Here is a 21,666-nt window from a genome sequence, read left to right on the forward strand (position 1 = left end):
CGTCACCGCGCCCCATTGGCCCCGGCCTGTCAACCCCCGTGGCCCGGCCGGGCGCGGCAGGACAGGCCCGCCTGTGACCCCACGGGGACAGACCCGTCCGATTGCGTCGAGATTGTGGCTGGGGCAGAAGGTCGCCGAGCAGGGGAGCGGCGATGTGATCGAGCTTGAGGGCGCAGAATACGGCTATGGCGGCGCGGCCCTCCTTTCGGATCTGAGCCTGACGCTGGCGCCGGGATCGTTCCACTTCCTGACCGGACCGTCGGGCGCGGGCAAGACCACGCTCCTGAAGCTCTGCTACGGCGAGTTGAAACCGACCCGCGGCATCGTGCGTGTCGACGGGCGCGACACGCGCAGCCTCGGGCGGGACGGGTTGGCGCGGATGCGGCGGCGGATCGGCGTCGTGCATCAGGACTGCCAGTTCCTCGACCATTTGCCGCTGGCCGAGAACGTCGCCCTGCCCCTTCAGGTGACGGGCCAGGACGTCGCGCGGGCCGATGTCGACCAGCTTCTGGGCTGGGTCGGGCTGGGCCAGCGGGCCGATGCCGCACCGCCGGAGCTGTCGGGCGGCGAGCGCCAGCGGGCCGCGCTGGCCCGCGCGGTCATCATGGATCCCGACATCCTGATCGCGGACGAGCCGACGGGGAATATCGACTGGGACATGTCGCAACGCCTGCTGGGCTTGCTGGCCGAGCTGAACAGGCTGGGCAAGACCATCGTCGTGGCGACCCACGACCTTGCGCTGATCCGCGCGGCGAAGCCGCTGGTGTCCGCCCGCGTCCTGCGGCTGGCGGGCGGAACGCTCGCGGCGGCGGGGGCCGAGCTGTGACCTCGCTCCGCGCGATGCTGGACCTCGTCATCGGCGACCGCGCCGCCGACCGGGTGGTGCCGCCGACCGGGCACACCGTCTGGCTGACGGTGCTGACGGCGGGCGCGATGGCGTTCCTCGCGGTCTTCGCGCTGGCCCTGTCGCTCGCCACCGGCCGCCTTGCGCAAAGCTGGGGCGAGACCCTCGCGCAGGCGGCGACGGTGCGCGTGTCGGCGCCGGCGGATCAGGCCGACGCGCAGGTCGACGCGGTGATGGCGATCCTCGTGACCACGCCGGGCGTGGCCTCCGCCCGTGTCCTGACCGAGGACGAGCAGGCCGCGCTTCTCGAGCCGTGGCTGGGCCCCGACCTGCCACTCGACCGGCTGCCCCTTCCCCGGCTGGTGGAGCTGGTGGGGACCGACGCGCTTGACCGCGAGGGGCTGCGCCTGCGGCTGGCCGCCGAGGTGCCCGGCGCAGCACTCGACGACCATACGCGCTGGCGGCGCCCCTTGGTGACCGCGGCGGAGCGTCTGCGTCTGCTGGGCTGGACCTCACTGGCGCTGATCGGCGGCACGATGGCCGCGATGGTGACGCTGGCCGCGCAGGCCGCGCTGGCCGCGAACCGGCCCGTGATCCGCGTCCTCCGCCTCGTGGGGGCGCGCGATGCCTATGTCGCCCGCGCCTTTACCCGCCGTTTCACGCTCCGCGCGCTGATCGGTGCGGTCGTCGGCACGGTGCTGGGCGTCGCCGCCATTGCCGCCCTGCCCGCCGCCGATGCCGCGGGCGGGTTCCTGACGGGGCTCGGATTTCGCGGGGCCGGCTGGCTCCTGCCGGGTCTCATCCCGCCATTGGCCGCGATCGTGGCCTTCCTTGCAACGCGACGCGCGGCCTTTCGCGCGCTGGCCGGTTTCGAGTAGGGGTCCGGGATGCAATATCTCCGTTCGCTGATCTTCAACATCGCAATGTACGCCTGGATGCCGATCTGCGGGCTGATCTACCTGCCGCGCATGATCGCCTCGCCCGACGGCGCGCGCCGCGCGATGGATGTGTATGCCCGGACGACGCTGAAGATGCTCGAGGCGATCTGCGGGCTGTCCTGCGAGCTGCGTGGCACGCCTCCGTCGGGCGGGGTGCTCGTGGCGGCCAAGCACCAGTCGTTCCTCGACGTGATCCTGCTCTGGTCGGCGGCGCCGCGGGGCTTCTTCATCATGAAGTCGCTCCTCGCCTATGCGCCGGTGCTGGGCCAATACGCGCTGCGCGTCGGCTGCGTGCCGGTCCAGCGCGGCAAGCGCGGCGAGGCGATCAAGCGGATGCTGGCCGAGATCCGGTCGGGCAAGCGCGAGGACGGCCAGCTCCTGATCTATCCGCAGGGCACGCGCGTCGCTCCCGGTGCGACGCGGCCCTACAAGGTCGGGACCTTCGCGCTTTACGAGCAGCTGGGGCAGACCTGCGTGCCGGTGGCGACCAACGTCGGCGTGTTCTGGCCCAAGCGCGGGCTTCTGCGAAAGCCGGGGCGCGCGGTGATGGAGTTCCTCGAACCGATCCCGCCGGGTCTGGGCCGGGCGCAGTTCATGGCGCTTCTGGAGGAACGGGTCGAGGGCGGCTCCAATCGCCTGATGGCCGAGGCCGGGTTTCCCGTGGCGCAGCATCCTAGGCTCGGAGGCGACCCGGTGGCCGAAGCCGCCCATGACGTCGCTCAGGAAAAGACGTAGGCCCAGACGCCGCCCACGGCGAGCTGTGCCGCCACGAGGACGGCCAACAGGGCGCGCAGCCAGATCGAGCGAAAGCGGGTCCAGCACCAGGCGGCGAGCCCGACGACCAGAACCACCTCCAGCGGCGCGATCCAGCCCGCGTGGTGATTGCCGTCCCAGTAGCTGAACGGCGAGGCGAAGATCCAATCCGTGAACGGCCAGAAATGGGCCCGCCCGTCATCATGGTGCAGCGGGAAGTCCAGCGCGAGATGCAAGAGGCCCGCCCCTGCCCCGGCGATGAGCCACGGCAGTCCGCGCCAGAGCCCCAGCACCAGGAAAAGCCCCCAGACGAAGACCGAGTTGTCGACCGCGAAGACCGCCTGCCATTCGTCCGAGAAGTAGAGCTCGCCGAAGACCCGCTCCGCCGGGATGCCCCAAGCCAGCGCGCCTCCCGCCATCAGGTAGAGCGACAGGTCGGGGATCAGCGCGCCCGCCAAAGCCGCTGCGGTGACGCGGGGCCGACCGGGCTTGCCGAAGGCGGCCAGACCGATGATGAGATGGGCCGGGGTGTTCACGCGCCCACGGCTGACGGGAGGTGCGCGCCATGGCAAGGGCGATCATGGTGCAGGGGGCGGGGTCGAATGTCGGCAAGTCGATGCTGGTTGCCGGGCTCTGCCGCCACTTCGCGCGGGCAGGCCTTCGGGTGCGCCCCTTCAAGCCGCAGAACATGTCCAACAACGCCGCCGTGACCGCCGACGGGGGCGAGATCGGGCGGGCGCAGGCGCTGCAGGCCATGGCCGCCGGTGTCGAGCCGGTGGTCGACATGAACCCCGTCCTCCTCAAGCCGGAGACCGAGACGGGATCGCAGGTGATCGTGCAAGGGCGCAGGCTGGCGACCGTAAAGGCCCGCGACTATGCCGCGTTGAAGCCGCAACTGCTGGACGCCTGTCTGGACAGCTTCCGGCGCATCGCCGCGACATGCGACCTCGTGATCGTCGAGGGCGCGGGCAGCCCCGCCGAGATCAACCTGCGCGCGGGCGACATCGCCAATATGGGCTTCGCCGAGGCGGCGGGCGTGCCGGTGATTCTGGCGGGCGATATCGACCGCGGCGGCGTGATCGCGCAGCTCGTCGGGACCAAGGCGGTGCTGGCCCCGGAAGACGCGGACCGGATCACGGGCTTTCTGGTCAACAAGTTCCGCGGCGATGTCAGCCTCTTCGACGAGGGGACGCGCCAGATCGCGGCCCGCACCGGCTGGGCGCCGCTCGGGACCGTCCCTTGGTTCGACGACGCCCATCGCCTGCCCGCAGAGGACATCCTCGACATCCGCTCCGCCAAGCGCGACGGCGCTTTCCGCATCGCCGTGCCGCGCCTGAACCGGATCGCCAATTTCGACGATCTCGACCCGCTCTCCGCCGATCCCGCGCTCTCGGTCGAGATCGTGCCGCCGGGTCGGCCGCTGCCGGTCTGCGACCTCGTGCTGATCCCCGGCTCGAAGACGACCATCGCCGATCTCGACGCGGTCCGCGCCGAGGACTGGGATATCGACCTTGCCGCCCATCGCCGCCGGGGCGGGCACGTGCTGGGCATCTGCGGCGGCTACCAGATGCTGGGCCGAAGCCTCTCGGATCCCGAAGGGCTGGAAGGCGCGCCCCGGATGGTGCCGGGCCTCGGGCTTCTGGATGTCGAGACGGTGATGCGGCCCGAGAAGCACCTCGCGCGGGTGCGCGCCACGGACATCGCCAGCGGCACCGCGGTCGCGGGCTACGAGATCCATCTGGGCGAGACGACCGGCCCCGACACCGCGCGCGGCTGGCTGATGCGCGACGGCGCGCCCGTCGGCGCCGCCAGCCCGGACGGCCGCGTCCTCGGCTGCTATCTCCACGGGCTGTTCGCGGGGGACGCGTTCCGCGCGGCCTTCCTGTCGCGCCTCGGGGCCGCGCCGAGCGACGAGCCCTACGCGGCCGGTGTCGAGGCCACGCTCGACGCGCTGTCCGAACACCTCGCGCGGGCCCTCGACATGGACATGATCCTCTCGCTGGCCCGGCCGGTCTGACAGGACGTTTGTCAAGACGCGTCCGCGTGTTACGCTCCGGCAAAACCTCGAACCTGCCCTTTCGGAGAATCCACCCCTATGCGCCGCATCCTGTCCGTCCTCGCCCTGGCCCTGTCGGCCACGGCGACCCCCGTCCTCGCCGCCCAATGCATCACCAGCCAAGGCCAGTTCGGCAATTACAAGGCGGGCCTCGCGCAGCAGGCAGCCGCGTCCGGCGTGGGCCAGCGCGGGCTGCAAGCTCTTCAGAACGCGCAGCTTTCGGGCATCACCTGGCGATTCGAGTCGAACCCGGCCAGCCAGTCGGGCGTGGCCCAGGGCAACCCCGCGACCTTCCTCGCGAAGCGTTCGGGCAGCTCGGCCGAGGCGTTCATCAATCAGGTCCAGCGCAAGATCAACGCCAACCCCAATACCTTCGCCGCCATCGAGCGCAGCTACGGCGTGCCCGGCTCGATCCTCGCGACGATCTGGGGGCTCGAGACGTCCTGGGGCGGCTATACCGGCCGCACGCCCATCATCGACGGGGCGATCACCCTGGCCTCCTACTGCCGCCGCCACCCGCGCTTCGAGAGCCATGCCATCGCGGCGCTGCAACTGGCGGATCGCGGCGTCATCAACTCGGGCACGCAGGGCGGCCCGTCGGGCGAGCTGGGCCATATGCAGTTCCTCGCCGGGAACTGGGCCCGGTTCGGCGTGGATGCCAATGGCGACGGTCGCGCCGATCCCTATAACGCGGTGGACGCGCTGGCGTCGGCGGCCAACATGCTGCGCGCGAATGGCTGGCGCGCGGGTCAGCCCTTCGGCCAGGGCACGGCGAATTTCAACGTGCTCTCGGCGTGGAACGACAGCGGCAACTACCAGCGCGCCATCGCCTACGCCGCCGAACGGGTGCGGTGAACGGCGACGCCGGTGCTGGTGGCCTGAAGGTGGGTTGCTGGGCGTCGGTCGCCGAGAACCGGAGACTTTGCGGGGCAACGTCCCGGTGCCATTTGTCTGGTTGATCCGCCACGATTGTCACTTTGTGAAAATCGCGGTGTGCGGGCGGCGGGACTCGAACCCGCACGGGCCAGGCCCCTCAGATTTTAAGTCTGGTGTGTCTACCATTCCACCACGCCCGCATGGTCCCGGCCTAGCGGGCGGGCGGGGGCGTTGGCAAGCGGGTCAGAGCTCGATCTCGTCTCCACCCGGCCCCGGTTCCATCGTCAGGAAGTGCCGCTCCGACAGCCATGGGTTCAGCGCGACGGCCTCGCGGATGGCGTCCTGCCCCTCGCCGATGCGACCCATCGAGATCAGCGTGAGGCCCTTGCCCGCGATCGCCGCAACATGCCGGGGGCTGAGCGCGATGGCACGGTCGAGATCCGGCAAGGCCGTCGCGAACTCGCCGCGCAGGAAATTCGCGAAGGCACGCTGATTGTAGCCCTCGGCATAGTCCGGGCAGTAGTCCACAAGCGCATCGAACGCGATCAGCGCACCGGCGAGATCGAAGGACGCGCGCCGGTCCATGCCCTCGTCGAGAAGGGCTTGCGCCTCGGCATCCGGGGCCTTCGTCCAGAGCGCCCACATCGCCGCCGAAACAGGGCGGACCGCCATTTCGTTCGGGGCGGCCCGTGCCTCGGCCACGAGCGCGTCCATCGGCGCGCGGATATCCGGTGCGGCGGGACATTCGGCCAGGGCCGGGGCCGCGAGGGAGACGAGACAGCAGATCGCGATACGCATGGCCCAACGGTGACGCGTCAGGCGGCTACGTCAAGTCATACGGGCGTGAGTGTTACTGGTTCGCGGTGTCGACCGGCGTGTCGGGCCGGACGCGCTTGCCGACGGTGGACAAGGCCGGGGTGCGGGCGAATTCGCCCACCAGCACGTCGAGTTCGGTCTCCATCACCGCGGCGAGGCTGACGGATTGCCCCTCCCATTCGGCCTTGGCCGAGATCACGGAAATCAGGCGGATCTCGCCGTCGAACACCGCGAAGACCGGGGCGCCCGAGGCGCCGAAATCGACCGAACAGCTCAGCACGAGGATGTCGTCGTCCCGCGTCAGGATGGTGCAGGCCTCCTCCCGCGAGGGGGCGTCGGCGCGGTCGCGGGCATAGCTGACGACCTGCACCGTCTGGCCCGCGCGAACGCGAAGCTGGGTGCGGAAGGGCTTGACGTGGCCGCTGCGGACGGGACGGTCCAGCTCGAGCAGGGCCAGGTCCGAGCCGACGCGACCGAGGCGGTTGGCATCGGCGAAGTCGTATTCGGGGTGCAGGACGATGCGGCGGATGCCGCGATAAGCCTCGGCCCGCCCGAAGCGCAGCCCGGCCTGGAATTCGATGGTCGAAGGCTCGATCCGCTCGCCCGTCTCCTTGTCGTACATGCAATGGGCGGCGGTGATGACGACGTCCGAGGTCACGAGCGACGCGGTGCAGAAACCGCGGTCGCCGAGGTTCAGCCGCCCCACCGCCTCCCAGCCGCGGGTGGCGTCGGCGGTGCTGAGGGTCTCGAGCATCCCGTCTGCCCCGGCAGGCGCAAGCGCGGCGGCCCACAGCGTGACGGCGGCAAGCGCGGTTCGGATCGTGGTCATCATGGAATGGTCGTCCCCGGAATGTGTCGAGGCCAACCTGGGGGGTGAGTCGGGCATGGCCGGGGCCGCACCGGTCTCGTTTCGGGACCAATCCGCGACGGAATCGCCTTATTGTGTCGCGGATCAGGCCGTTCGGGGCGGATCGTCCCGTTTCCGCCATGATCTGCGCCGGGTTTTTCCGGGACCTCGCATATCGGTTGATCCCAGGCACGGGGCGGCCCGGCGAGTGCAACCGCCCGGCCCGATCCGAGCGACCGGGGCGGTCAGCGCAGGCGAGGCGGCGCGGCGGCGGCGCGCGGGGCGCCCGGCTCGTGAGCGGCGATGGCGGGCGGCACCGGCCCGCCCGTGGCCCAGTCGAGCAATTCGACCGTATGCACGACCGGCACCGAGGCCGCGCCGCCGATCTGCATCATGCAGCCGATATTCCCGGCCGCGATCACGTCGGGCGCCCGCTCCTCCAGCGTCGCGACCTTGCGCCGCTTCAGCTCGCCCGAGATCTTGGGCTGCATGAGGTTGTAGGTCCCGGCGCTGCCGCAGCAGAGATGCGCGTCGCGCGGCTCGAGCACCGTGAACCCGGCACGTTTCAGAAGGTCCTTCGGCGCGCCCTTGATCTGCTGGCCGTGCTGCAGTGAGCAGGCCGCGTGATAGGCGACCTGCATCGGCCCCGCCCCCGCATTCTCGGGCACGCGCCCCGTGGGCACGCCGCCGACGCCGTCGCGGGCGGGGCGCGGCGGTGTCGCGTAGTCGCGATCGGTGCCCATCAATTCCAGCAGCACCTCGGACACGTCGCGCGCGATGGCCGAGACCGCGGCGGCCTTGTCGGCGAGAGGGTCGTTGCGGAACATGTGGCCGTAATCCTTCACCGTCGTCCCGCAGCCCGAGGTGTTGATGACGACGGCGTCCAGCCCTTCGCCCGCCATCTCACGCGACCAGGCCTCTATGTTGCGGGCGGCGAAGGCATGGCTCTCGTCGGTCTTGCCCATGTGGTGCGTCAGCGCCCCGCAGCAGCCCATGCCCTCGGGGATCACCACTTCGGCCCCGAGCCGCGTCAGCAGCCGGATGGTCGCGTCGTTGATGTCGGTGTTCAGCGCCTTTTGCGCACAGCCGGTCATCAGGGCGACGCGCATCTTCCGCTCGGGCACGGCGAAGACCTGCGGATCGTCATTGCGGCTGACCGGCGGGATCGTCTTCGGTGCCATCGCCAGCATCGCCTTCAGCCGCGCATCCGGCATCAGGAACGCGAAGGGCTTGCCGATCTTCGCCCCGAGCAGCGCCACGCGAAACCGCGTCGGATAGGGCAGGATGCGCGAGAGCGTCCAACGCAGCAGCCGGTCCATCAACGGGCGCTTGTAGGTCTTCTCGATATGCTCGCGGGCGTGGTCGACCAGATGCATGTAATGCACCCCCGACGGGCAGGTCGTCATGCAGGCCAGGCACGAAAGGCAGCGGTCGATATGCTTGACAGTCTTCGCATCGGCCGGACGGTCGTTCTCCAGCATGTCCTTGATGAGGTAGATGCGGCCCCGCGGGCTGTCGAGCTCGTCACCCAGCACCTGGTAGGTTGGACAGGTTGCCGTGCAGAACCCGCAATGCACGCAGGTCCGCAGGATCTCGTTGGAGCGTGCCGTGGAGGGATCGGCGAGCTGTTCGGGCGTGAATGTCGTCTGCATGGAAACCCTTACGCGGAGAAGAAGGCCAGCGCGCCGACGGCCGCGCCGCCAGCCAGCGCGAGCACGAGATAGATCGCGCGGGACAGGAGGCGGCGCTCGCCCGCGGGAATGCTGACGAGGTAGATGATCGCGGCGAGCGGTGCGACGGCGAAGGCCGCACCGACGGCGATGCCGGCCTCGCGCGCGATGTCGAAATGGGTGGTGGAGGACACGTGCATCGCCGCGCGCACGATCAGCGCCGCGCAAGCCGCAAGCGTCAGGGTGGCGACGATCAGCCCGGCCCTGCGGGGCAGCAGCGTCGGCACCCAGAACGCGGCCGCGAAGATGAGGAAGGCCGCCACGTTCACCATGGGGGAACCTCCGGTGATGCGACCGGCCGGGTCATGCCCGTTCCGTGGCCCGCGCCGAGAAGAGGCCGCGCGGGTCGAACCGCGCGCGGATGCCCTGTTCCAATGCGGCGAGCGCCGGGGCCTGGTGCGGCGCCGTGGCGGGTCCGGTGACACGGGCGGCGTGAGCGCCGAGATCGCCCAGCGCGGCGCGCGGGTCCGCGCCCTCGGGCAGGCGCAGCCAGACGAGCCCGCCGCCCCAGTCGAGCAGCACGGCCTCGGCGCCGGCCCGCGCCACGACATCCGCCGCCCGCGAGCCGCGGACATGGACGCGCCAGACATCGCCCGCGCCCGCGACCGGCTCGGCATCCCGAATGCGACGCCAGAGCTCGGTGGAGGCGTCGCCCTCGATCCGCTCGGTGGCACCGAACGGTGCCAGCACCCCGGCCAGCCGCCCTGCACGGTAATCGACCGACCCCGCCAGCCCTTCCAGCCGCAGGACCGTCGCGCCGGCCTGTGGGTCATGCGCGGCGGCGGAGACCTCGAAGGGCGAGGACAGCGCGGCGGCCATCGCGGTGACGGCGCGGGCCACGTCCAGCCCATCCAGCCGCAACGTCGCCTGCGTGGCGGCGGCGGGCAGGACCTTGAAGCTGACCTCGGTGAGGATGCCCAGCGACCCGCGCGACCCCGCCAGGAGCTTCACGAGGTCGTAGCCGGTCACGTTCTTCATCACCCGGCCGCCGTTCTTGACCACGCGCCCCTCGCCATCGACGAAGCGCACGCCGATCAGGCTGTCGCGACAAGCGCCCGCCTGGACGCGGCGCGGCCCCGAGACGTTCATCGCGACCGCGCCGCCGATGGTGGGCGTGCCGGACGTGCCCAGAAGCGGGCGGTGATCCATCGGCTCGAAGGGCAGACGCTGGCCCTCGGCGGCGAGCGCGGCCTCGACCTCGGTCATCGGGGTGCCCGCACGCGCAACGAGCGTCAGGGCGCCCGGCTCGTAGAGGGTGATGCCCGACAGACCCGCGGTCGTCAGCGCCTCGCCCGCGGCGGGCGCATGGCGCGTGCCGCCGCCCCGGATCGACAGCGGCGCGTTGGCGCCGCGCACAATCTCGGCGAGGTGATCTTCGGTTTCGGGTGTCAGCACGTCCGGTCCTTCCTCTGGCCCCAAATACCTCCGCCGGAGGCAAGAATATTCGGCGAATATTCTTTCGCTCAGCCCCGCCGGTCCGCCGTGACGGCGAGCGGGAACACCTTGGCCGGGTTCAGCAGCCATTTCGGGTCGAACACGTCCTTGACGCGAAGCTGGGCCTCCATGTCGTCGGGCGTGAACTGGTGGTTCATCAGGTCGCGCTTCTCGATCCCGACCCCGTGCTCGCCCGTCAGGCATCCGCCGACCTCGACGCAGAGCTTGAGGATTTCGGCGCCCATCTCTTCGCAGATCTCCAGATCGCCCGGCTTGTTGGCGTCGTACATGATCAAGGGGTGCATGTTGCCGTCGCCCGCGTGGAAGACGTTGCCGACGCGCAGCCCGTACCTCTCGGAAAGCGCCGTGATCCCGGCCAGGACGCGGGGCAGCTCGGAGACGGGGATCGTGCCGTCGAGGCACATGTAGTCGCTGATGCGGCCCGTCGCCCCGAAGGCCGATTTGCGGCCCAGCCAGATCTTCGCGGCCTCGTCGGAGGATTGCGACTGGCGCAGCTCGACCGGGTCGTGGCGGCGCGCGATCTCCTCGATCAGGGCAAGCTGTTCGTCGATCTCGGCCTCGGAGCCCTCGACCTCGACGATCAGGAGCGCTTCGCAATCGGGATAGCCTGCATGGGCGTAATCCTCCACGATGCGAATGATGATGCGGTCCATGAACTCGATCGCCACCGGCAGGACGCCGGCCTTGATTATGTCCGCCACGCAAGCCCCTGCGACTTCGAGGCTGTCGAAGCCGATCAGCACCGGGCGCGCGCCTTCGGGCTTGGGCAGGATGCGGAGCGTGGCCTCGGTGACGACGCCGAGCTGCCCTTCGGAGCCGCAGATCACGCCCAGAAGATCGAGCCCCGCGCTGTCCATATGCGCGCCGCCGATCTCGACCACGGTGCCGTCCATCTGCACCAGCGTCACGCCCAACAGGTTGTTCGTCGTAACGCCGTATTTGAGGCAATGCGCGCCGCCGGAATTCATCCCGATATTGCCCGCGATGGCACAGGCCAGTTGCGAGGACGGATCGGGGGCGTAGAAGAACCCGTCCGCCTCGACGGCGCCGGTGACGCTGAGATTGGTGCGCCCGGTCTGGAGGCGGATGATGCGGTCGTCGTAATCGACCTCGAGCACGTCCGTCAGGCGCGCGACCCCGAGGATCAGGCAATCCGCGGTCGGCAGCGCGCCTCCGGCGAGTGACGTGCCCGACCCGCGCGGCACCACCGGCACCTCGAGCGCGTGGCAGATGCGCAGCACGTCCGACACCTCCTGCGTCGAGCGCGGCAGAACGGCGGCCAGCGGCGGGCACTTGTAGGCGGTCAGCGCGTCGCATTCATAGGCGCGGGTTTCAGCCTCGTCGCTGATGACTGCGTCGGCGGGCAGCACCTCGAGCAGCCGGGCGACGAGCTCGGCCTTCTTGGCCAGCGCGAAGGGTTCGATCGGGGGCATTTCCATGGGATCGGTCCTCGCTGCGGCAATTGGTAAGATCATATTACCAATTTCCAGGAAGGCAAGCGCCGTCTCGTGGTGCTAGGGCTTCGGCATGACGCTCTCACTTCTCACCGATCTCGCGCCTGCCGACCTTGCTGCCCTCGCGGCCCTGTTGGTCGCATGGTTCGGTTGCGGCTGGTTGATCGAACGGTCGGACCGCTCGGTGACGCAGCTCATGAGCCGCTACCGCCGCGACTGGATGGTCGAGATGATCACCCGCCAGCCGCGCATCTTCGACGCGGCGATCCTCGGGAGCCTTCGGCAGGGGACGACCTTCCTTGCCTCGGGCGCCATGATCGCGGTCGGCGGCGTGCTGGCGCTGGCCGGCAATGCCGAGCGGCTGGACAGCATCGTGATGGATGTCGGCGTCGTGGGCCAGCCGGTGCTGCTCTGGCAGGCGAAACTGACGCTGGTGGCGCTGATCCTCGTCCACGCGGTGTTCAAGTTCGTCTGGTCGAACCGGCTTTTCGGATATTGCGCGGTGGTGATGGCGTCGGTCCCGAACGACGTGGACCACCCCGAGGCCCGCCCGCGCGCCGATCAGGCCGCCGAGTTGAACATCCGTGCCGCGCTCAACTTTAATCGCGGCCTGCGCTCGATCTATTTCGCCTTTGCCGCCCTCGCCTGGGTCGCCGGGCCCTGGGCCCTGATGATCGGGACAGCCGCGATCTGCTGGACGGTCCTGTCACGGGAATTTGCATCGACCTCGCGGGTCGTCCTGATGGAGGATTGATCCCATGCGTATCCTTCTGCCCCTCGCCCTTCTCGCCGGACCCGCCCTGGCCGACCTCCCCGTCGTCGAGGCGGTCGAGTTGCGCCCCGGTGGCGACGGCTGGACCTTCGACGTCACCGTCAGTCACGCCGATACCGGATGGGAGCATTATGCAGACGGATGGGAGGTTCTGGGCCCCGACGGCATGCGGCTCGGCTACCGCGAGCTTCTGCATCCCCATGTGACAGAACAGCCCTTCACCCGATCGCTTCGCGGCGTCGAGGTGCCCGAGGGCGTCGGGACCGTCACCGTGCGCGCCCACGACAATGTCCACGGCTGGGGAGAGGCGGTCGAGGTCACGCTGCCCTGAGGGGCGCCGTCAGCCCCCGTCGAAGGTCATCCACGCGTCCCGCCCGTCGATCGCCGCCACGAGGCTCAAGGCGGCAAGCGCGGAACTTCGCGGCGCTCCCGGCAGGCTCTGGCCCGCGATCGTGATCCGCATGTCCCCGAACGCGCCGGAGGCCGTGATGTCATGCGTGTTCGCCGTGACCTCCGGGTCCGCGATCAAGGCGACGGTCGTGGCATCGAACCCGAGCCCCGACAGCGCGACGGCGGCGGCGACGTTGGCGTTCTTCGGGTAACCGAGCGCCGCCTCGCGGGCCGACCCCTCGAAATGGGTCACCGGGGCGGAGAGCGGGCGGGCCAGGTCGATCCTGTCCTCCGCCGGGGAGCCGCGCCAGCCTTCGGGCGGCTTGCGGCCCGTATAGGTGACGCGCTCCAGCGCCCCGGCCGCGCGGGCCGCGCGCAGCACGTCGAGCCCTCCGATCGCACCGCTCGCCAGACGCAGCCGGGCCGTCCCGGCCGAGGCCGCCGCCTGCAAGCGGTCGGCCAGTGCGGCATCGGCCAGCGCGCCGAGCGACAGCGTCAGGACGTCGATGCCCGCGGCGAGCGCCTCGGCCCCATGTGCGACGAGGCCGCCGTGCCCGGCGCAATCCACGAGAAGGCGCGTCCCCCGCGGCAGGTCGGCGACCCGTGCGACACGGGGCGGCCCGTCCGGTTCCTCGGTAACGCGGGACGGTCGGACGAGCAGGGCCGAGACGAACCCCGCCGGCAGATGACCTAGAACATACGACCCGATGGCTCCTGCCCCTAGGATCGCGACGGTCATGCGCGCGTCACGCCGAATGCGCGCCGTCCGCCAGCGTCTTCACGTAGGCCAGCACTTCGCCCACGCTATCGCCGCGGCCAATCCGTTCGACGATGGCGGAGCCGACAACGCAGCCATCGGCGACGGCGGCGATGTCGCGGGCGGCGTCGGGGGTCTTGATGCCGAAGCCGACGATGACCGGCAGGTCGGTCTCGGCCTTGATGGCGGCGACCTCGGGGGCGACCTTTTCGGCGCTGGCCGCACCCGCGCCGGTGATCCCGGTGATCGAGACGTAATAGACGAAACCGGACGTGTTCTGGAGCACCTTCGGCAGGCGTGCGGCATCGGTGGTCGGTGTCGCGAGGCGGATGAAGTTCAGACCGGCCGCCTGCGCGGGCAGGCAAAGCTCGGCATCTTCCTCGGGCGGAAGGTCGACGATGATGAGCCCGTCGACGCCCGCCTCCTTCGCCTGTTCGAGGAAGCGGTCCACGCCCCGTGAATAGATCGGGTTGTAATAGCCCATCATCACGACCGGCGTCGTGTCGTCCTCGGCCCGGAGCGCGCGCACGATGTCGAGCGTGCCGTCGAGCGTCATGCCGCCGTCGAGCGCGCGTTGTCCGGCAAGCTGGATCGTCGGGCCATCCGCCATCGGGTCGGTGAAAGGCAAGCCCAGCTCGATGATGTCGACGCCGGCCGCGGGCAGCCCCAGCACGATCTCGCGCGCGGTGGCCGCATCGGGGTCTCCGGCCATGACATAGGCCACGAAGGCGCGGCGGTTCTCGGCGCGCAGCCGGGCGAAGGTGTCGTCGATGCGGGTCATGCGGGCCTCCGGCGCAGGGGTCGCGGTTCGGTGCCCGACGCGGGGCGCCGCGTCAATGCGCGGCAGGGGGATCGTGGCGATTTCGCCGGGACCGGGGCAGCACCGGAGGGTGCCTACCCGACTTGTAACCGCGCGACGAGGCGATGTCCGCCGGTGGCGCCAACCTGCGCCCCCCTCTCGAATTCGCGGCGCCCCGATGCGATCTCGACGCCGCCCTACTGGACATTCGCGCGCGCGCCCCCATCTCGGGTGGCATGAATTACTTGCTCGCCATCCTGCTCCCGCCGCTGTCGATCTTCCTTGCGGGCCGTCCGATCCTCGGGATCGTGACGTTCCTCATCTGGATCCCGGCCATCCTCATATCCGGCGGCCTCGGCCACCCGATGTTCATCCTGCTGGCCTGGTTCATCATCTTCGAGCGTCGCAACAAGGACGTCGCCCGCTAGGCCCCGCTTGCCCCCCTGCCCCGCCGCCGCTATGGCGGCGCGGTCTGCTGAGGAGGACGCCGCATGGGTTTCAAGATGGGTATCGTCGGTCTGCCGAATGTCGGCAAGTCGACCCTCTTCAACGCGCTGACGAAGACCGCCGCCGCGCAGGCCGCGAATTTCCCGTTCTGCACCATCGAGCCGAATGTCGGGGACGTGGCCGTGCCCGACGCGCGGCTCGACCGCTTGGCCGAGATCGCCAAGTCGAAGCAGGTCATCCCGACGCGCATGACCTTCGTCGACATCGCGGGTCTCGTGAAGGGTGCGTCGAAGGGCGAAGGCCTGGGCAACCAGTTCCTCGCCAATATCCGCGAGACCGACGCCATCGCCCATGTGCTCCGCTGCTTCGAAGACGGCGACGTCACCCATGTCGAGGACCGCGTGAACCCGGTCGAGGATGCCGAAATCATCGAGACCGAGCTGATGATCGCGGACATGGAATCGATCGAGAAGCGGATCGCGGGCCTCAGCCGCAAGATCCGCGGCGGCGACAAGGAGGCGGTGACGCAGGAGCGGCTGCTGAAGGCGGCGCTGACGGCGCTCGAGGCGGGGCGCCCCGCGCGCACCGTCGAGGTCGCCGAGGAGGATCGCCGGGCCTGGACGATGCTCCAGCTCCTGACGTCGAAGCCGATCCTCTATGTCTGCAATGTCGATGAGGGCTCTGCTGCCGACGGCAACGCCCATTCCGCCGCCGTGGCCGAGATGGCTGCCGCGCAAGGCGCCGCACATGTCGTGATCTCGGCCCAGATCGAGGAAGAGATCGCGCAGCTGTCCGACGAGGAGGCCGCCGAGTTCCTGTCCGAAATGGGGCTCGAGGAGGCCGGTCTCGACCGCCTGATCCGCGCCGGCTACGCGCTTCTGGCGCTGGAGACCTATTTCACCGTCGGCCCCAAGGAAGCGCGGGCCTGGACCATCCGGCACGGCACCAGCGCGCCCAAGGCGGCGGGCGTCATCCACGGCGATTTCGAGAAGGGCTTCATCCGGGCCGAGACCATCGCCTACGACGATTTCGTCGCGTTGGGCGGAGAGCAGCCCGCCAAGGAAGCCGGCAAGATGCGGGCCGAGGGCAAGGGCTACACGGTCAAGGACGGCGACGTGCTGCATTTCCTCTTCAACACTTGAGGAACTGCCCGCGGGGACGACCTCGGCTGCGGCATGACTGCGTCAGGTCACGGGGAAATAACACCCTCGCGGAGTTGTGAACTTGCGATCTGACCCCACCTGTGGCCCCAAAGGGGTTTGGAGAGTGGGCCGGGGGGCCCGCTCGACCGCCGCTATGCCTGACTGCCGAGGAGTACGTACCATGGATCGCCGTCAACTGATCGCCGGGAGTGCCGCGCTGGCGCTCTTTGGCTCCCACGAGGCCGCCGCGCAGGCGCTCGCTCCCGACATGATGCCGGTCCAGGTCCGCATTCGCGACGGCATCGCGCCCAATGAGATCCACGTGATCCCCGACAGCTTCATGCTCTATTGGACGCAGCCGGGCGGCCGCGCGATCCGCTACATGGTGGGCGTCGGGCGTCCCGGCCTCTACGAATCGGGCGAATTCTACGTCGGCGCCAAGAAGGAATGGCCGTCCTGGACACCGACGCCCGAGATGATCGCCCGCGACCCCGCCTCCTACAAGCAGTACGAGGACGGCATGCCCGGCGGCCCGAACAACCCGCTGGGCGCGCGCGCGCTCTATCTCTTCGAGCCGGGCCGGGGCGACACGTTCCTGCGGATCCACGGCACCAATGCCCCCCGTACGATCGGCACCGCGGTGTCCAACGGCTGCGCACGTCTGGTGAACGACCAGGCGGTCGACCTCTACAACCGCGTGCCGATGCGCTCGCGCGTCGTGCTGCACCCGAAGGTCACCTGACACCCGCCCCCTCGTCCGGCCCCATCGGCCGGGCGAACGCCTTGGCCAGCGCATCGAACACCGCGCGGATGCCCGGACGACGCCGCAGATCCTCATGCATCACCAGCCAGACCGGCAGCACGCCGGTCAGGTCCGGCACGACGGGGACAAGGCCGAACCGCTCTGCCAGCGGGCGCTGAACCACTCCGATCCCGATACCCGCCCGCACCGCGCCGAGTTGCGCGATGTCGCTGTCGCTGCGCCAGCTGCGGTGCCGCGGCGGTGTCAGACCCGCCTCCGCCAGCCAGTCGCCCAGTCGATCCGTCCGGTCGCCTCCGACCACCACATGGGTTTCGGCGATGTCCGACCAGTCGCGCGGCATGCCGCAGCGGTCGATATAGTCTTGCGTGGCATAGAGCCCCAGCGGGATCGCCGGCATCTTTCGCGACACGAGCGCGCCCCCCGTCGGCGCGACATGCCGCACCGCCAGATCAGCCTCCAGCCGGGGCAGATTGCCCACCCTGTCCGTCGCGGCGACCTCGACCCGAAGGCCGGGGTGACATTCGAGGAGCGGTGCCAGCAGACCGGGCAGCCGCTCCGTCGCCACGATCTCGCTTGCGGTGATGCGGACGCGACCTTCGATCCCCTGACCTGCCGACGCGCGGCGCAGGAACGCGTGATGCGCCGCCTCCATCGCCTCGGCCTCCAATCGAAGCGCGAGGGCCTCCGGCGTCGGCGCAAGCCCCGTATGACCCCGGAGAAAGAGCGTCTGCCCTGTCGCCGCCTCGAGCGCCGCGATCCGCCCCCGGAGCGTGGGCTGCGTCAATCCGAGCGCGCGCGCAGCAGCCGACAGGCTGCCGTGCCGCAGCACGGCGAGGAAGGCGGCGATGGCGTTCCAATCGGAGTTCATCGTTTTCTTATGCACCGATGATCAGAGATCGACAATTTCCATCCAACGAAGACCGATGGATGATGTCTTGGAGAGAAAGGCGGCACCGATGACGCGACCGATCCAGATCCTCCTCCGCCTCGAAGGCCTCGCCCTCCTGACCGCAGCGCTCTGGGGATATGCTGCCTTGGGCGGCGGCTGGATCGTCTTCGCGTCCGCCCTCCTCCTCCCCGACCTCGCGATGATCGCCTATCTGAGAGGTCCGAAGATCGGCGCGGCGACCTATAATGCGGCGCATACGACGTCGCTTCCGGCCGTTCTCCTGGCCGTTGGTCTGCTGACGGATACGGCCCTCGCCACGGACGCAGCGCTGATCTGGATCGCCCATATCGGCATGGACCGCGCCCTCGGCTACGGCCTCAAGCGTCAGGCGGGCTTCCGTTCCACCCACCTCACCACCACGCCATGACCTTTCGCACTTGTCCCCCCAACACGCCCGCTGCTAGAGCAGTCGGCGGAGACGTGGCCGAGTGGTCGAAGGCGCTCCCCTGCTAAGGGAGTAGGCGGGAAACCGTCTCGAGGGTTCGAATCCCTTCGTCTCCGCCATTTCCCTCAAAATCGCTGTCTTTTAACCGGCTGATAGTAGGGCGAAATTCGGCGATTTCGCGCTGATGGTGGTGTTTGGTCCGCTTGATTTGCTGCATATTTTGCTACACAATTTGCTGCACAAATGGGGGATTTCTCCGCCGTGAGCATCGCGAAACGAGGCCGTCTCTACCACCTCCGCCGTCGCGTGCCGCGTCGGTATCGGGGTATCGAGCCGCGCGAGACCGTCTGGATCAGCCTGCACACCGACTCGGAGACCATCGCCCGCAGCAAGGCAGATCGCGCGTGGTTCCAAATGATCGAGGCCTGGGAGGCGCGCCTGGCCGGGAATAGTGAAGATGCAGAGGCCCGCTACGAAGCCGCGCGCGACCTCGCCCGGGCGCGCGGGTTTCGGTATTTGGATGCGGGGGCGGTGGCCAAGTTGCCGGTTGAGGAAGTCGTAGAGCGCGTCGAGGCCATTCCCGCTCCAGCGAACCAGCCCGATGCTATCGAGGCCGCCGCCCTTCTCGGCACCGTTCCCGAGCCGCGCATTACAGTCACCAAGGCACTGGAGCTGTATTGGGGCCTCGCCAAAGAGAAGACTCTCGGTAAGAGTGAGGACCAGCTGCGGCGATGGGAAGCGCCGCGCAAGAAGGCGGTGAAGAACTTCGTCGCGGTCGTTGGCGACAAGGAAATCGCCAACATCACCCGCGACGACATGCTGGACTTTCGCCAGCACTGGCTCGACCGGATCGAGGCAGGCGAGGTCACGGCCAATTCGGCCAACAAGGATCTGATCCACCTGGGCGACGTGTTGAAGACCGTGAACATGATGAAGCGGCTTGGACTGGTGCTGCCGCTGGGCGAGTTGTCCTTCAAGGAGGGCGAGAAGCTGACGCGCCCGCCATTCAGCGAGGAGTGGATCAGGACGCGCCTGCTCGCCCCAGGCGCGCTGGACGGGTTGAACGGTCAGGCCCGCGCTCTGCTTCTCGGGATGATCAACACGGGCTACCGGCCCTCCGAAGGCGCAGCGCTCACGGCGGACACGATCCGGCTGGACTGCGACGTTCCCCATATCTCCATCGAACCGGAGGGACGGCAGTTGAAGAGCCACTACGCCCGCCGGGTGATCCCGCTGACCGGTGTCTCGCTGGAAGCCCTCAAGCAGTACCCTCAAGGCTTCCCGCGTTACCGCAACCGCGCGACCCTCAGCGCGGTCGTGAACAAGTTCCTCCGCGCCAACGACCTGCTCGAGACGCCGCGCCATTCGATGTACTCCCTGCGCCATGCCTTCGAGGACCGGATGCTCGCCGCCGGGATCGATGACCGGATCAGACGCGACCTTTTCGGTCATCGGCTCGACCGGGAACGATACGGCAAGGGCGCGTCACTGGAACACGTCGCAGAACTCGTCGCCCGTCTCGCATTCTGAGCCAGCAGCGCCCGCGCCCGACGCTGCGCCTCCGACAGCCGCTTCTCTTTCTTCACGGCCGCGGCCAGTTCTGTCTCCAACCGCTCGAAGATCGGCGCGAAGGCCGGGTCTTCCGCGACCAGCGCGGCGACCTTCACCAACGCCGCCTCGATCCGCGCGGCATCGACCGGCTGCGCCGGTTCGGTGCGTGTTGCTGACGGGCGTGACGGTGCCATGTCGAGCAGCATGAGGCGGCGCGTGCGTCTTGTGCAGAGCAAGCGAACGCGCCGCGCAAAGCGACCTGCCACAGCGTGCAGATCGGATGGGGAGCCTCCCGAACGCGCGGCTCAAATCGAAGCACCGAAGTGGGCATCTTGGCGGTCGCGCCCGGCCCCCGAATCATGCATCTGGGAGCGTCGCGCGAGTCTGCGTGTTTGGGACTTTGAACGCGCGCCAAGAGCTGGTTTCGGAGGGCTGCAGGAGACAACAGGAGGGATGGCAAGATAAAAGCGCCTGCCACGACTGCCGCAAGTCACTGACGTGACGAGCGTTTTCGCGTGCATGCAAATCGGTCGTGTGCAGGTTTCCTGGAATTTCGCAGTGTTTTCAAACCGCAGGTATGCACATGTCGGAAACCTGCTCTAGGCAGCTAGTCGTAGACGAGGCGACGACTCCGAGCATCGAGAGTTGGTATCTTGCGCCCAACAATGGGAGCGCAAGATAAAAGAGGTGCGGCAACACGTGCCTAGGTGTCTGATGTTGACGAAGAAATCGCACGGCAACCCTCCAACCCTTGCCGCTTAAAGGCACCTAAATATCTGATTTTGCATTGAATTTGACGCCGCAGAAAGCGCCCATCAGGAATGTGCCGCCGAATTATTCTCGCAAAGTCAGTGCGTTAACCGTATTGTCGCCGCATCACGTAAAGGGGTGCGGCTGCATAAAGTCAGTCACAACAACCAGTTGCCTGCCGGATGCGGCAACTCTTTTATCTCGCGCTCCATTGGTGCGCCGTATCGGGGGCTGTGTCTCGTCAAAACTACTCAGTGAAAGCTTCCCTGAAAGCTGGTCGCCGTGAGCGACACATGCGCATCAAGCGGTGGGCGCAACTCGAAGGCCTTGGGCGTTCGTGCGAAGTTCCAGAGGCGAAACAAGCACCATTCCTCGCGCCGTTCATCTGCCACTGCAAGCTCATTGCGGGAGACATGGAACGGCGTGCGTTCCCACCCGTTTGTGGTCTTCACCTCGATGAGACGCTGCCGTCCGTCTGCATCGAAACTGGCAATATCATAGCCCGCGCCATCCCCGTCTTCTTCGGACACCCAGCGGATTTGCTGCGCCAAGTCCGCCCTCCCCGCTGCGGTCAGCGTGTCGCGCTCGTGCTTCAAGACGCGCTCTTCTCCGGCCTTGCCAAGGGCGCGGTTGCGTTCGTCCCGCGCGGCCACGTCGAATTTCTTGGCGATGTGGAGCATCTGCCCAAGCTCGTCAGGCGGCGGTTGGTTGGTCAACGTCGGTGCAGGCCCGACCCAGAGTTGCGCCGCCTCGGCCATGCCGTCTACTGGCCGGGAAGAAAGGGTGCGGTGCGTCCAGCCGGGGTTAATAGCCAGCCATCGTGCGACGGCGTCGACCAGGCTGGTCTGGAAGTTGAACGCCGGTTTGTACCCGGTGATCCAGACCTCACCGAGCCCTTTGAGAACGGCACTGATGTTCTGATGTTTGAACTCAACCGACCCGTCCGAACGGTTGTTGAGGAGCGGCAGAAGCTGCCGCCGATGCTCCGCTTTGTTGTAGGGACGGCCTGCCACATCGTTAGCCAGCATCGCGAAGTAATCCCCGACGATCAGGTCATTTTCTGCATCTGTCCACGCTTGGCTCGACATCGCGTCAGACTAGGGGAAGGTCTGGCCGATGTCACGAAATCGCGGGATGCGGGAAGTCTGTTGGATTGCATTTCGACGGTCACGGACACGTCAAAGCGTACGGT

Annotated in this window: 24 protein-coding genes and 2 tRNA genes; 13 read left to right on the plus strand and 13 right to left on the minus strand. The window is 68.5% G+C overall.

Annotation, left to right across the window (positions count from 1 at the left end; translation table 11 throughout):
- Positions 1-154: 154 nt before the first annotated feature.
- Genes Q0833_RS12050 through Q0833_RS12060 form a run of 3 tightly spaced genes read left to right on the plus strand, consistent with a single transcriptional unit; the run spans position 155 to position 2,517 of the window.
- Positions 155-826 (plus strand): cell division ATP-binding protein FtsE, encoded by a 672-nt coding sequence (locus Q0833_RS12050; RefSeq protein WP_298434662.1) that lies wholly within the window; start codon positions 155-157, stop codon positions 824-826.
- 14 nt (positions 827-840) lie between these two features.
- Positions 841-1,722, plus strand: a complete 882-nt coding sequence (locus Q0833_RS12055) for an ABC transporter permease (protein ID WP_298435111.1) — start codon at positions 841-843, stop codon at positions 1,720-1,722.
- Positions 1,723-1,731: 9 nt separating this feature from the next.
- The gene (locus Q0833_RS12060; RefSeq protein ID WP_298434664.1) at positions 1,732-2,517 is read left to right on the plus strand and encodes a 1-acyl-sn-glycerol-3-phosphate acyltransferase; all 786 of its coding nucleotides are present in this window, start codon (positions 1,732-1,734) and stop codon (positions 2,515-2,517) included.
- Here Q0833_RS12060 and Q0833_RS12065 read toward each other — a convergent pair.
- A complete protein-coding gene (locus tag Q0833_RS12065; protein ID WP_298434667.1) occupies positions 2,502-3,071 on the minus strand; it encodes a cobalamin biosynthesis protein CobQ in 570 nt (189 codons plus the stop codon). The genes Q0833_RS12060 and Q0833_RS12065 overlap by 16 nt on opposite strands.
- Before the next feature lie 29 nt (positions 3,072-3,100).
- On the opposite strand from Q0833_RS12065, the gene Q0833_RS12070 reads away from it, so the two are divergent.
- A complete protein-coding gene (locus tag Q0833_RS12070; protein WP_298434670.1) occupies positions 3,101-4,552 on the plus strand; it encodes a cobyric acid synthase in 1,452 nt (483 codons plus the stop codon).
- A gap of 78 nt (positions 4,553-4,630) precedes the next feature.
- Positions 4,631-5,446, plus strand: coding sequence for a lytic transglycosylase domain-containing protein (locus Q0833_RS12075; RefSeq protein WP_298434673.1), 816 nt, complete (start codon positions 4,631-4,633; stop codon positions 5,444-5,446).
- 139 nt (positions 5,447-5,585) lie between these two features.
- On the opposite strand, the gene Q0833_RS12080 is transcribed toward Q0833_RS12075, so the two are convergent.
- The 7 genes from Q0833_RS12080 to Q0833_RS12110 form a co-directional block, all read right to left on the minus strand.
- Positions 5,586-5,667 (minus strand) — tRNA-Leu (locus Q0833_RS12080).
- 43 nt (positions 5,668-5,710) lie between these two features.
- Complete coding sequence (locus Q0833_RS12085) at positions 5,711-6,265, minus strand: hypothetical protein (protein WP_298434675.1); 555 nt, start codon at positions 6,263-6,265, stop codon at positions 5,711-5,713.
- 52 nt (positions 6,266-6,317) lie between these two features.
- The gene (locus Q0833_RS12090) at positions 6,318-7,112 is read right to left on the minus strand and encodes a serine protease (RefSeq protein ID WP_298434677.1); all 795 of its coding nucleotides are present in this window, start codon (positions 7,110-7,112) and stop codon (positions 6,318-6,320) included.
- Positions 7,113-7,375: 263 nt separating this feature from the next.
- Positions 7,376-8,782, minus strand: a complete 1,407-nt coding sequence (glcF, locus tag Q0833_RS12095; RefSeq protein ID WP_298434679.1) for a glycolate oxidase subunit GlcF — start codon at positions 8,780-8,782, stop codon at positions 7,376-7,378.
- An 8-nt stretch (positions 8,783-8,790) separates the two neighbouring features.
- Positions 8,791-9,132: a hypothetical protein gene (locus tag Q0833_RS12100; protein WP_298434681.1), complete on the minus strand. Its 342-nt coding sequence runs from the start codon at positions 9,130-9,132 to the stop codon at positions 8,791-8,793.
- Between the two features lie 31 nt (positions 9,133-9,163).
- Positions 9,164-10,252, minus strand: coding sequence for an FAD-binding protein (locus Q0833_RS12105; RefSeq protein ID WP_298435114.1), 1,089 nt, complete (start codon positions 10,250-10,252; stop codon positions 9,164-9,166).
- A gap of 71 nt (positions 10,253-10,323) precedes the next feature.
- A complete protein-coding gene (locus tag Q0833_RS12110) occupies positions 10,324-11,754 on the minus strand; it encodes an FAD-linked oxidase C-terminal domain-containing protein (protein WP_298434683.1) in 1,431 nt (476 codons plus the stop codon).
- A gap of 88 nt (positions 11,755-11,842) precedes the next feature.
- Between Q0833_RS12110 and Q0833_RS12115 the strand changes: the two genes are divergently transcribed.
- Both Q0833_RS12115 and Q0833_RS12120 read left to right on the plus strand, forming a co-directional pair.
- A complete protein-coding gene (locus tag Q0833_RS12115; RefSeq protein ID WP_298434685.1) occupies positions 11,843-12,523 on the plus strand; it encodes a DUF599 domain-containing protein in 681 nt (226 codons plus the stop codon).
- A 4-nt stretch (positions 12,524-12,527) separates the two neighbouring features.
- Positions 12,528-12,872, plus strand: coding sequence for a hypothetical protein (locus Q0833_RS12120; RefSeq protein WP_298434687.1), 345 nt, complete (start codon positions 12,528-12,530; stop codon positions 12,870-12,872).
- Between the two features lie 9 nt (positions 12,873-12,881).
- On the opposite strand, the gene Q0833_RS12125 is transcribed toward Q0833_RS12120, so the two are convergent.
- Positions 12,882-13,670: an aspartate dehydrogenase gene (locus Q0833_RS12125; RefSeq protein ID WP_298434689.1), complete on the minus strand. Its 789-nt coding sequence runs from the start codon at positions 13,668-13,670 to the stop codon at positions 12,882-12,884.
- Positions 13,671-13,677: 7 nt separating this feature from the next.
- Positions 13,678-14,469, minus strand: coding sequence for a tryptophan synthase subunit alpha (gene trpA, locus Q0833_RS12130; RefSeq protein WP_298434691.1), 792 nt, complete (start codon positions 14,467-14,469; stop codon positions 13,678-13,680).
- 254 nt (positions 14,470-14,723) lie between these two features.
- Between trpA and Q0833_RS12135 the strand changes: the two genes are divergently transcribed.
- The 3 genes from Q0833_RS12135 to Q0833_RS12145 all read left to right on the plus strand — a co-directional run bounded on the left by Q0833_RS12135 (position 14,724) and on the right by Q0833_RS12145 (position 16,818).
- Positions 14,724-14,915, plus strand: a complete 192-nt coding sequence (locus tag Q0833_RS12135; RefSeq protein WP_298434694.1) for a hypothetical protein — start codon at positions 14,724-14,726, stop codon at positions 14,913-14,915.
- Positions 14,916-14,978: 63 nt separating this feature from the next.
- Positions 14,979-16,076: a redox-regulated ATPase YchF gene (gene ychF / locus Q0833_RS12140; protein ID WP_298434696.1), complete on the plus strand. Its 1,098-nt coding sequence runs from the start codon at positions 14,979-14,981 to the stop codon at positions 16,074-16,076.
- A gap of 181 nt (positions 16,077-16,257) precedes the next feature.
- On the plus strand, positions 16,258-16,818 hold the full coding sequence (locus tag Q0833_RS12145; RefSeq protein ID WP_298434698.1) for a L,D-transpeptidase: 561 nt from the start codon (positions 16,258-16,260) through the stop codon (positions 16,816-16,818).
- On the opposite strand, the gene Q0833_RS12150 is transcribed toward Q0833_RS12145, so the two are convergent.
- Positions 16,811-17,707, minus strand: coding sequence for a LysR family transcriptional regulator (locus tag Q0833_RS12150; RefSeq protein WP_298434700.1), 897 nt, complete (start codon positions 17,705-17,707; stop codon positions 16,811-16,813). The genes Q0833_RS12145 and Q0833_RS12150 overlap by 8 nt on opposite strands.
- A gap of 88 nt (positions 17,708-17,795) precedes the next feature.
- Here Q0833_RS12150 and Q0833_RS12155 point away from each other — a divergent pair, with 88 nt between their 5' ends.
- The 3 genes from Q0833_RS12155 to Q0833_RS12165 all read left to right on the plus strand — a co-directional run bounded on the left by Q0833_RS12155 (position 17,796) and on the right by Q0833_RS12165 (position 19,703).
- Positions 17,796-18,155 (plus strand): DUF4260 domain-containing protein, encoded by a 360-nt coding sequence (locus Q0833_RS12155; RefSeq protein WP_298434702.1) that lies wholly within the window; start codon positions 17,796-17,798, stop codon positions 18,153-18,155.
- 47 nt (positions 18,156-18,202) lie between these two features.
- A tRNA-Ser gene (locus tag Q0833_RS12160) sits at positions 18,203-18,292 on the plus strand.
- Positions 18,293-18,434: 142 nt separating this feature from the next.
- Entirely contained in the window at positions 18,435-19,703 is a 1,269-nt protein-coding gene (locus tag Q0833_RS12165) for a DUF6538 domain-containing protein (RefSeq protein ID WP_298434704.1), read from the plus strand.
- Here the strand turns inward: Q0833_RS12165 and Q0833_RS12170 are convergent.
- Positions 19,622-19,930, minus strand: a complete 309-nt coding sequence (locus Q0833_RS12170; RefSeq protein WP_298434706.1) for a hypothetical protein — start codon at positions 19,928-19,930, stop codon at positions 19,622-19,624. The genes Q0833_RS12165 and Q0833_RS12170 overlap by 82 nt on opposite strands.
- Positions 19,931-20,725: 795 nt before the next feature.
- Positions 20,726-21,562 (minus strand): DUF3883 domain-containing protein, encoded by an 837-nt coding sequence (locus tag Q0833_RS12175; protein WP_298434708.1) that lies wholly within the window; start codon positions 21,560-21,562, stop codon positions 20,726-20,728.
- Positions 21,563-21,666 lie beyond the last annotated feature (104 nt).

It is taken from the genome of uncultured Jannaschia sp., from assembly GCF_947503795.1.
In the GTDB taxonomy this organism is placed as follows: Bacteria; Pseudomonadota; Alphaproteobacteria; order Rhodobacterales; family Rhodobacteraceae; genus Jannaschia.

Coding starts and splice junctions, on each gene's coding strand:
- Q0833_RS12070 (WP_298434670.1), top strand. CDS start 3,101: ATGGCAAGGGCGATCATGGTGCAGGGGGCGGGGTCGAATGTCGGCAAG.
- Q0833_RS12155 (WP_298434702.1), top strand. CDS start 17,796: ATGACGCGACCGATCCAGATCCTCCTCCGCCTCGAAGGCCTCGCCCTC.
- Q0833_RS12135 (WP_298434694.1), top strand. CDS start 14,724: ATGAATTACTTGCTCGCCATCCTGCTCCCGCCGCTGTCGATCTTCCTT.
- Q0833_RS12100 (WP_298434681.1), bottom strand. CDS start 9,132: ATGGTGAACGTGGCGGCCTTCCTCATCTTCGCGGCCGCGTTCTGGGTG.
- Q0833_RS12060 (WP_298434664.1), top strand. CDS start 1,732: ATGCAATATCTCCGTTCGCTGATCTTCAACATCGCAATGTACGCCTGG.
- Q0833_RS12110 (WP_298434683.1), bottom strand. CDS start 11,754: ATGGAAATGCCCCCGATCGAACCCTTCGCGCTGGCCAAGAAGGCCGAG.
- Q0833_RS12085 (WP_298434675.1), bottom strand. CDS start 6,265: ATGCGTATCGCGATCTGCTGTCTCGTCTCCCTCGCGGCCCCGGCCCTG.
- Q0833_RS12055 (WP_298435111.1), top strand. CDS start 841: ATGCTGGACCTCGTCATCGGCGACCGCGCCGCCGACCGGGTGGTGCCG.
- Q0833_RS12125 (WP_298434689.1), bottom strand. CDS start 13,670: ATGACCGTCGCGATCCTAGGGGCAGGAGCCATCGGGTCGTATGTTCTA.
- trpA (WP_298434691.1), bottom strand. CDS start 14,469: ATGACCCGCATCGACGACACCTTCGCCCGGCTGCGCGCCGAGAACCGC.
- Q0833_RS12145 (WP_298434698.1), top strand. CDS start 16,258: ATGGATCGCCGTCAACTGATCGCCGGGAGTGCCGCGCTGGCGCTCTTT.
- Q0833_RS12175 (WP_298434708.1), bottom strand. CDS start 21,562: ATGTCGAGCCAAGCGTGGACAGATGCAGAAAATGACCTGATCGTCGGG.
- Q0833_RS12120 (WP_298434687.1), top strand. CDS start 12,528: ATGCGTATCCTTCTGCCCCTCGCCCTTCTCGCCGGACCCGCCCTGGCC.
- glcF (WP_298434679.1), bottom strand. CDS start 8,782: ATGCAGACGACATTCACGCCCGAACAGCTCGCCGATCCCTCCACGGCA.
- ychF (WP_298434696.1), top strand. CDS start 14,979: ATGGGTTTCAAGATGGGTATCGTCGGTCTGCCGAATGTCGGCAAGTCG.
- Q0833_RS12115 (WP_298434685.1), top strand. CDS start 11,843: ATGACGCTCTCACTTCTCACCGATCTCGCGCCTGCCGACCTTGCTGCC.
- Q0833_RS12170 (WP_298434706.1), bottom strand. CDS start 19,930: ATGCTGCTCGACATGGCACCGTCACGCCCGTCAGCAACACGCACCGAA.
- Q0833_RS12075 (WP_298434673.1), top strand. CDS start 4,631: ATGCGCCGCATCCTGTCCGTCCTCGCCCTGGCCCTGTCGGCCACGGCG.
- Q0833_RS12150 (WP_298434700.1), bottom strand. CDS start 17,707: ATGAACTCCGATTGGAACGCCATCGCCGCCTTCCTCGCCGTGCTGCGG.
- Q0833_RS12090 (WP_298434677.1), bottom strand. CDS start 7,112: ATGACCACGATCCGAACCGCGCTTGCCGCCGTCACGCTGTGGGCCGCC.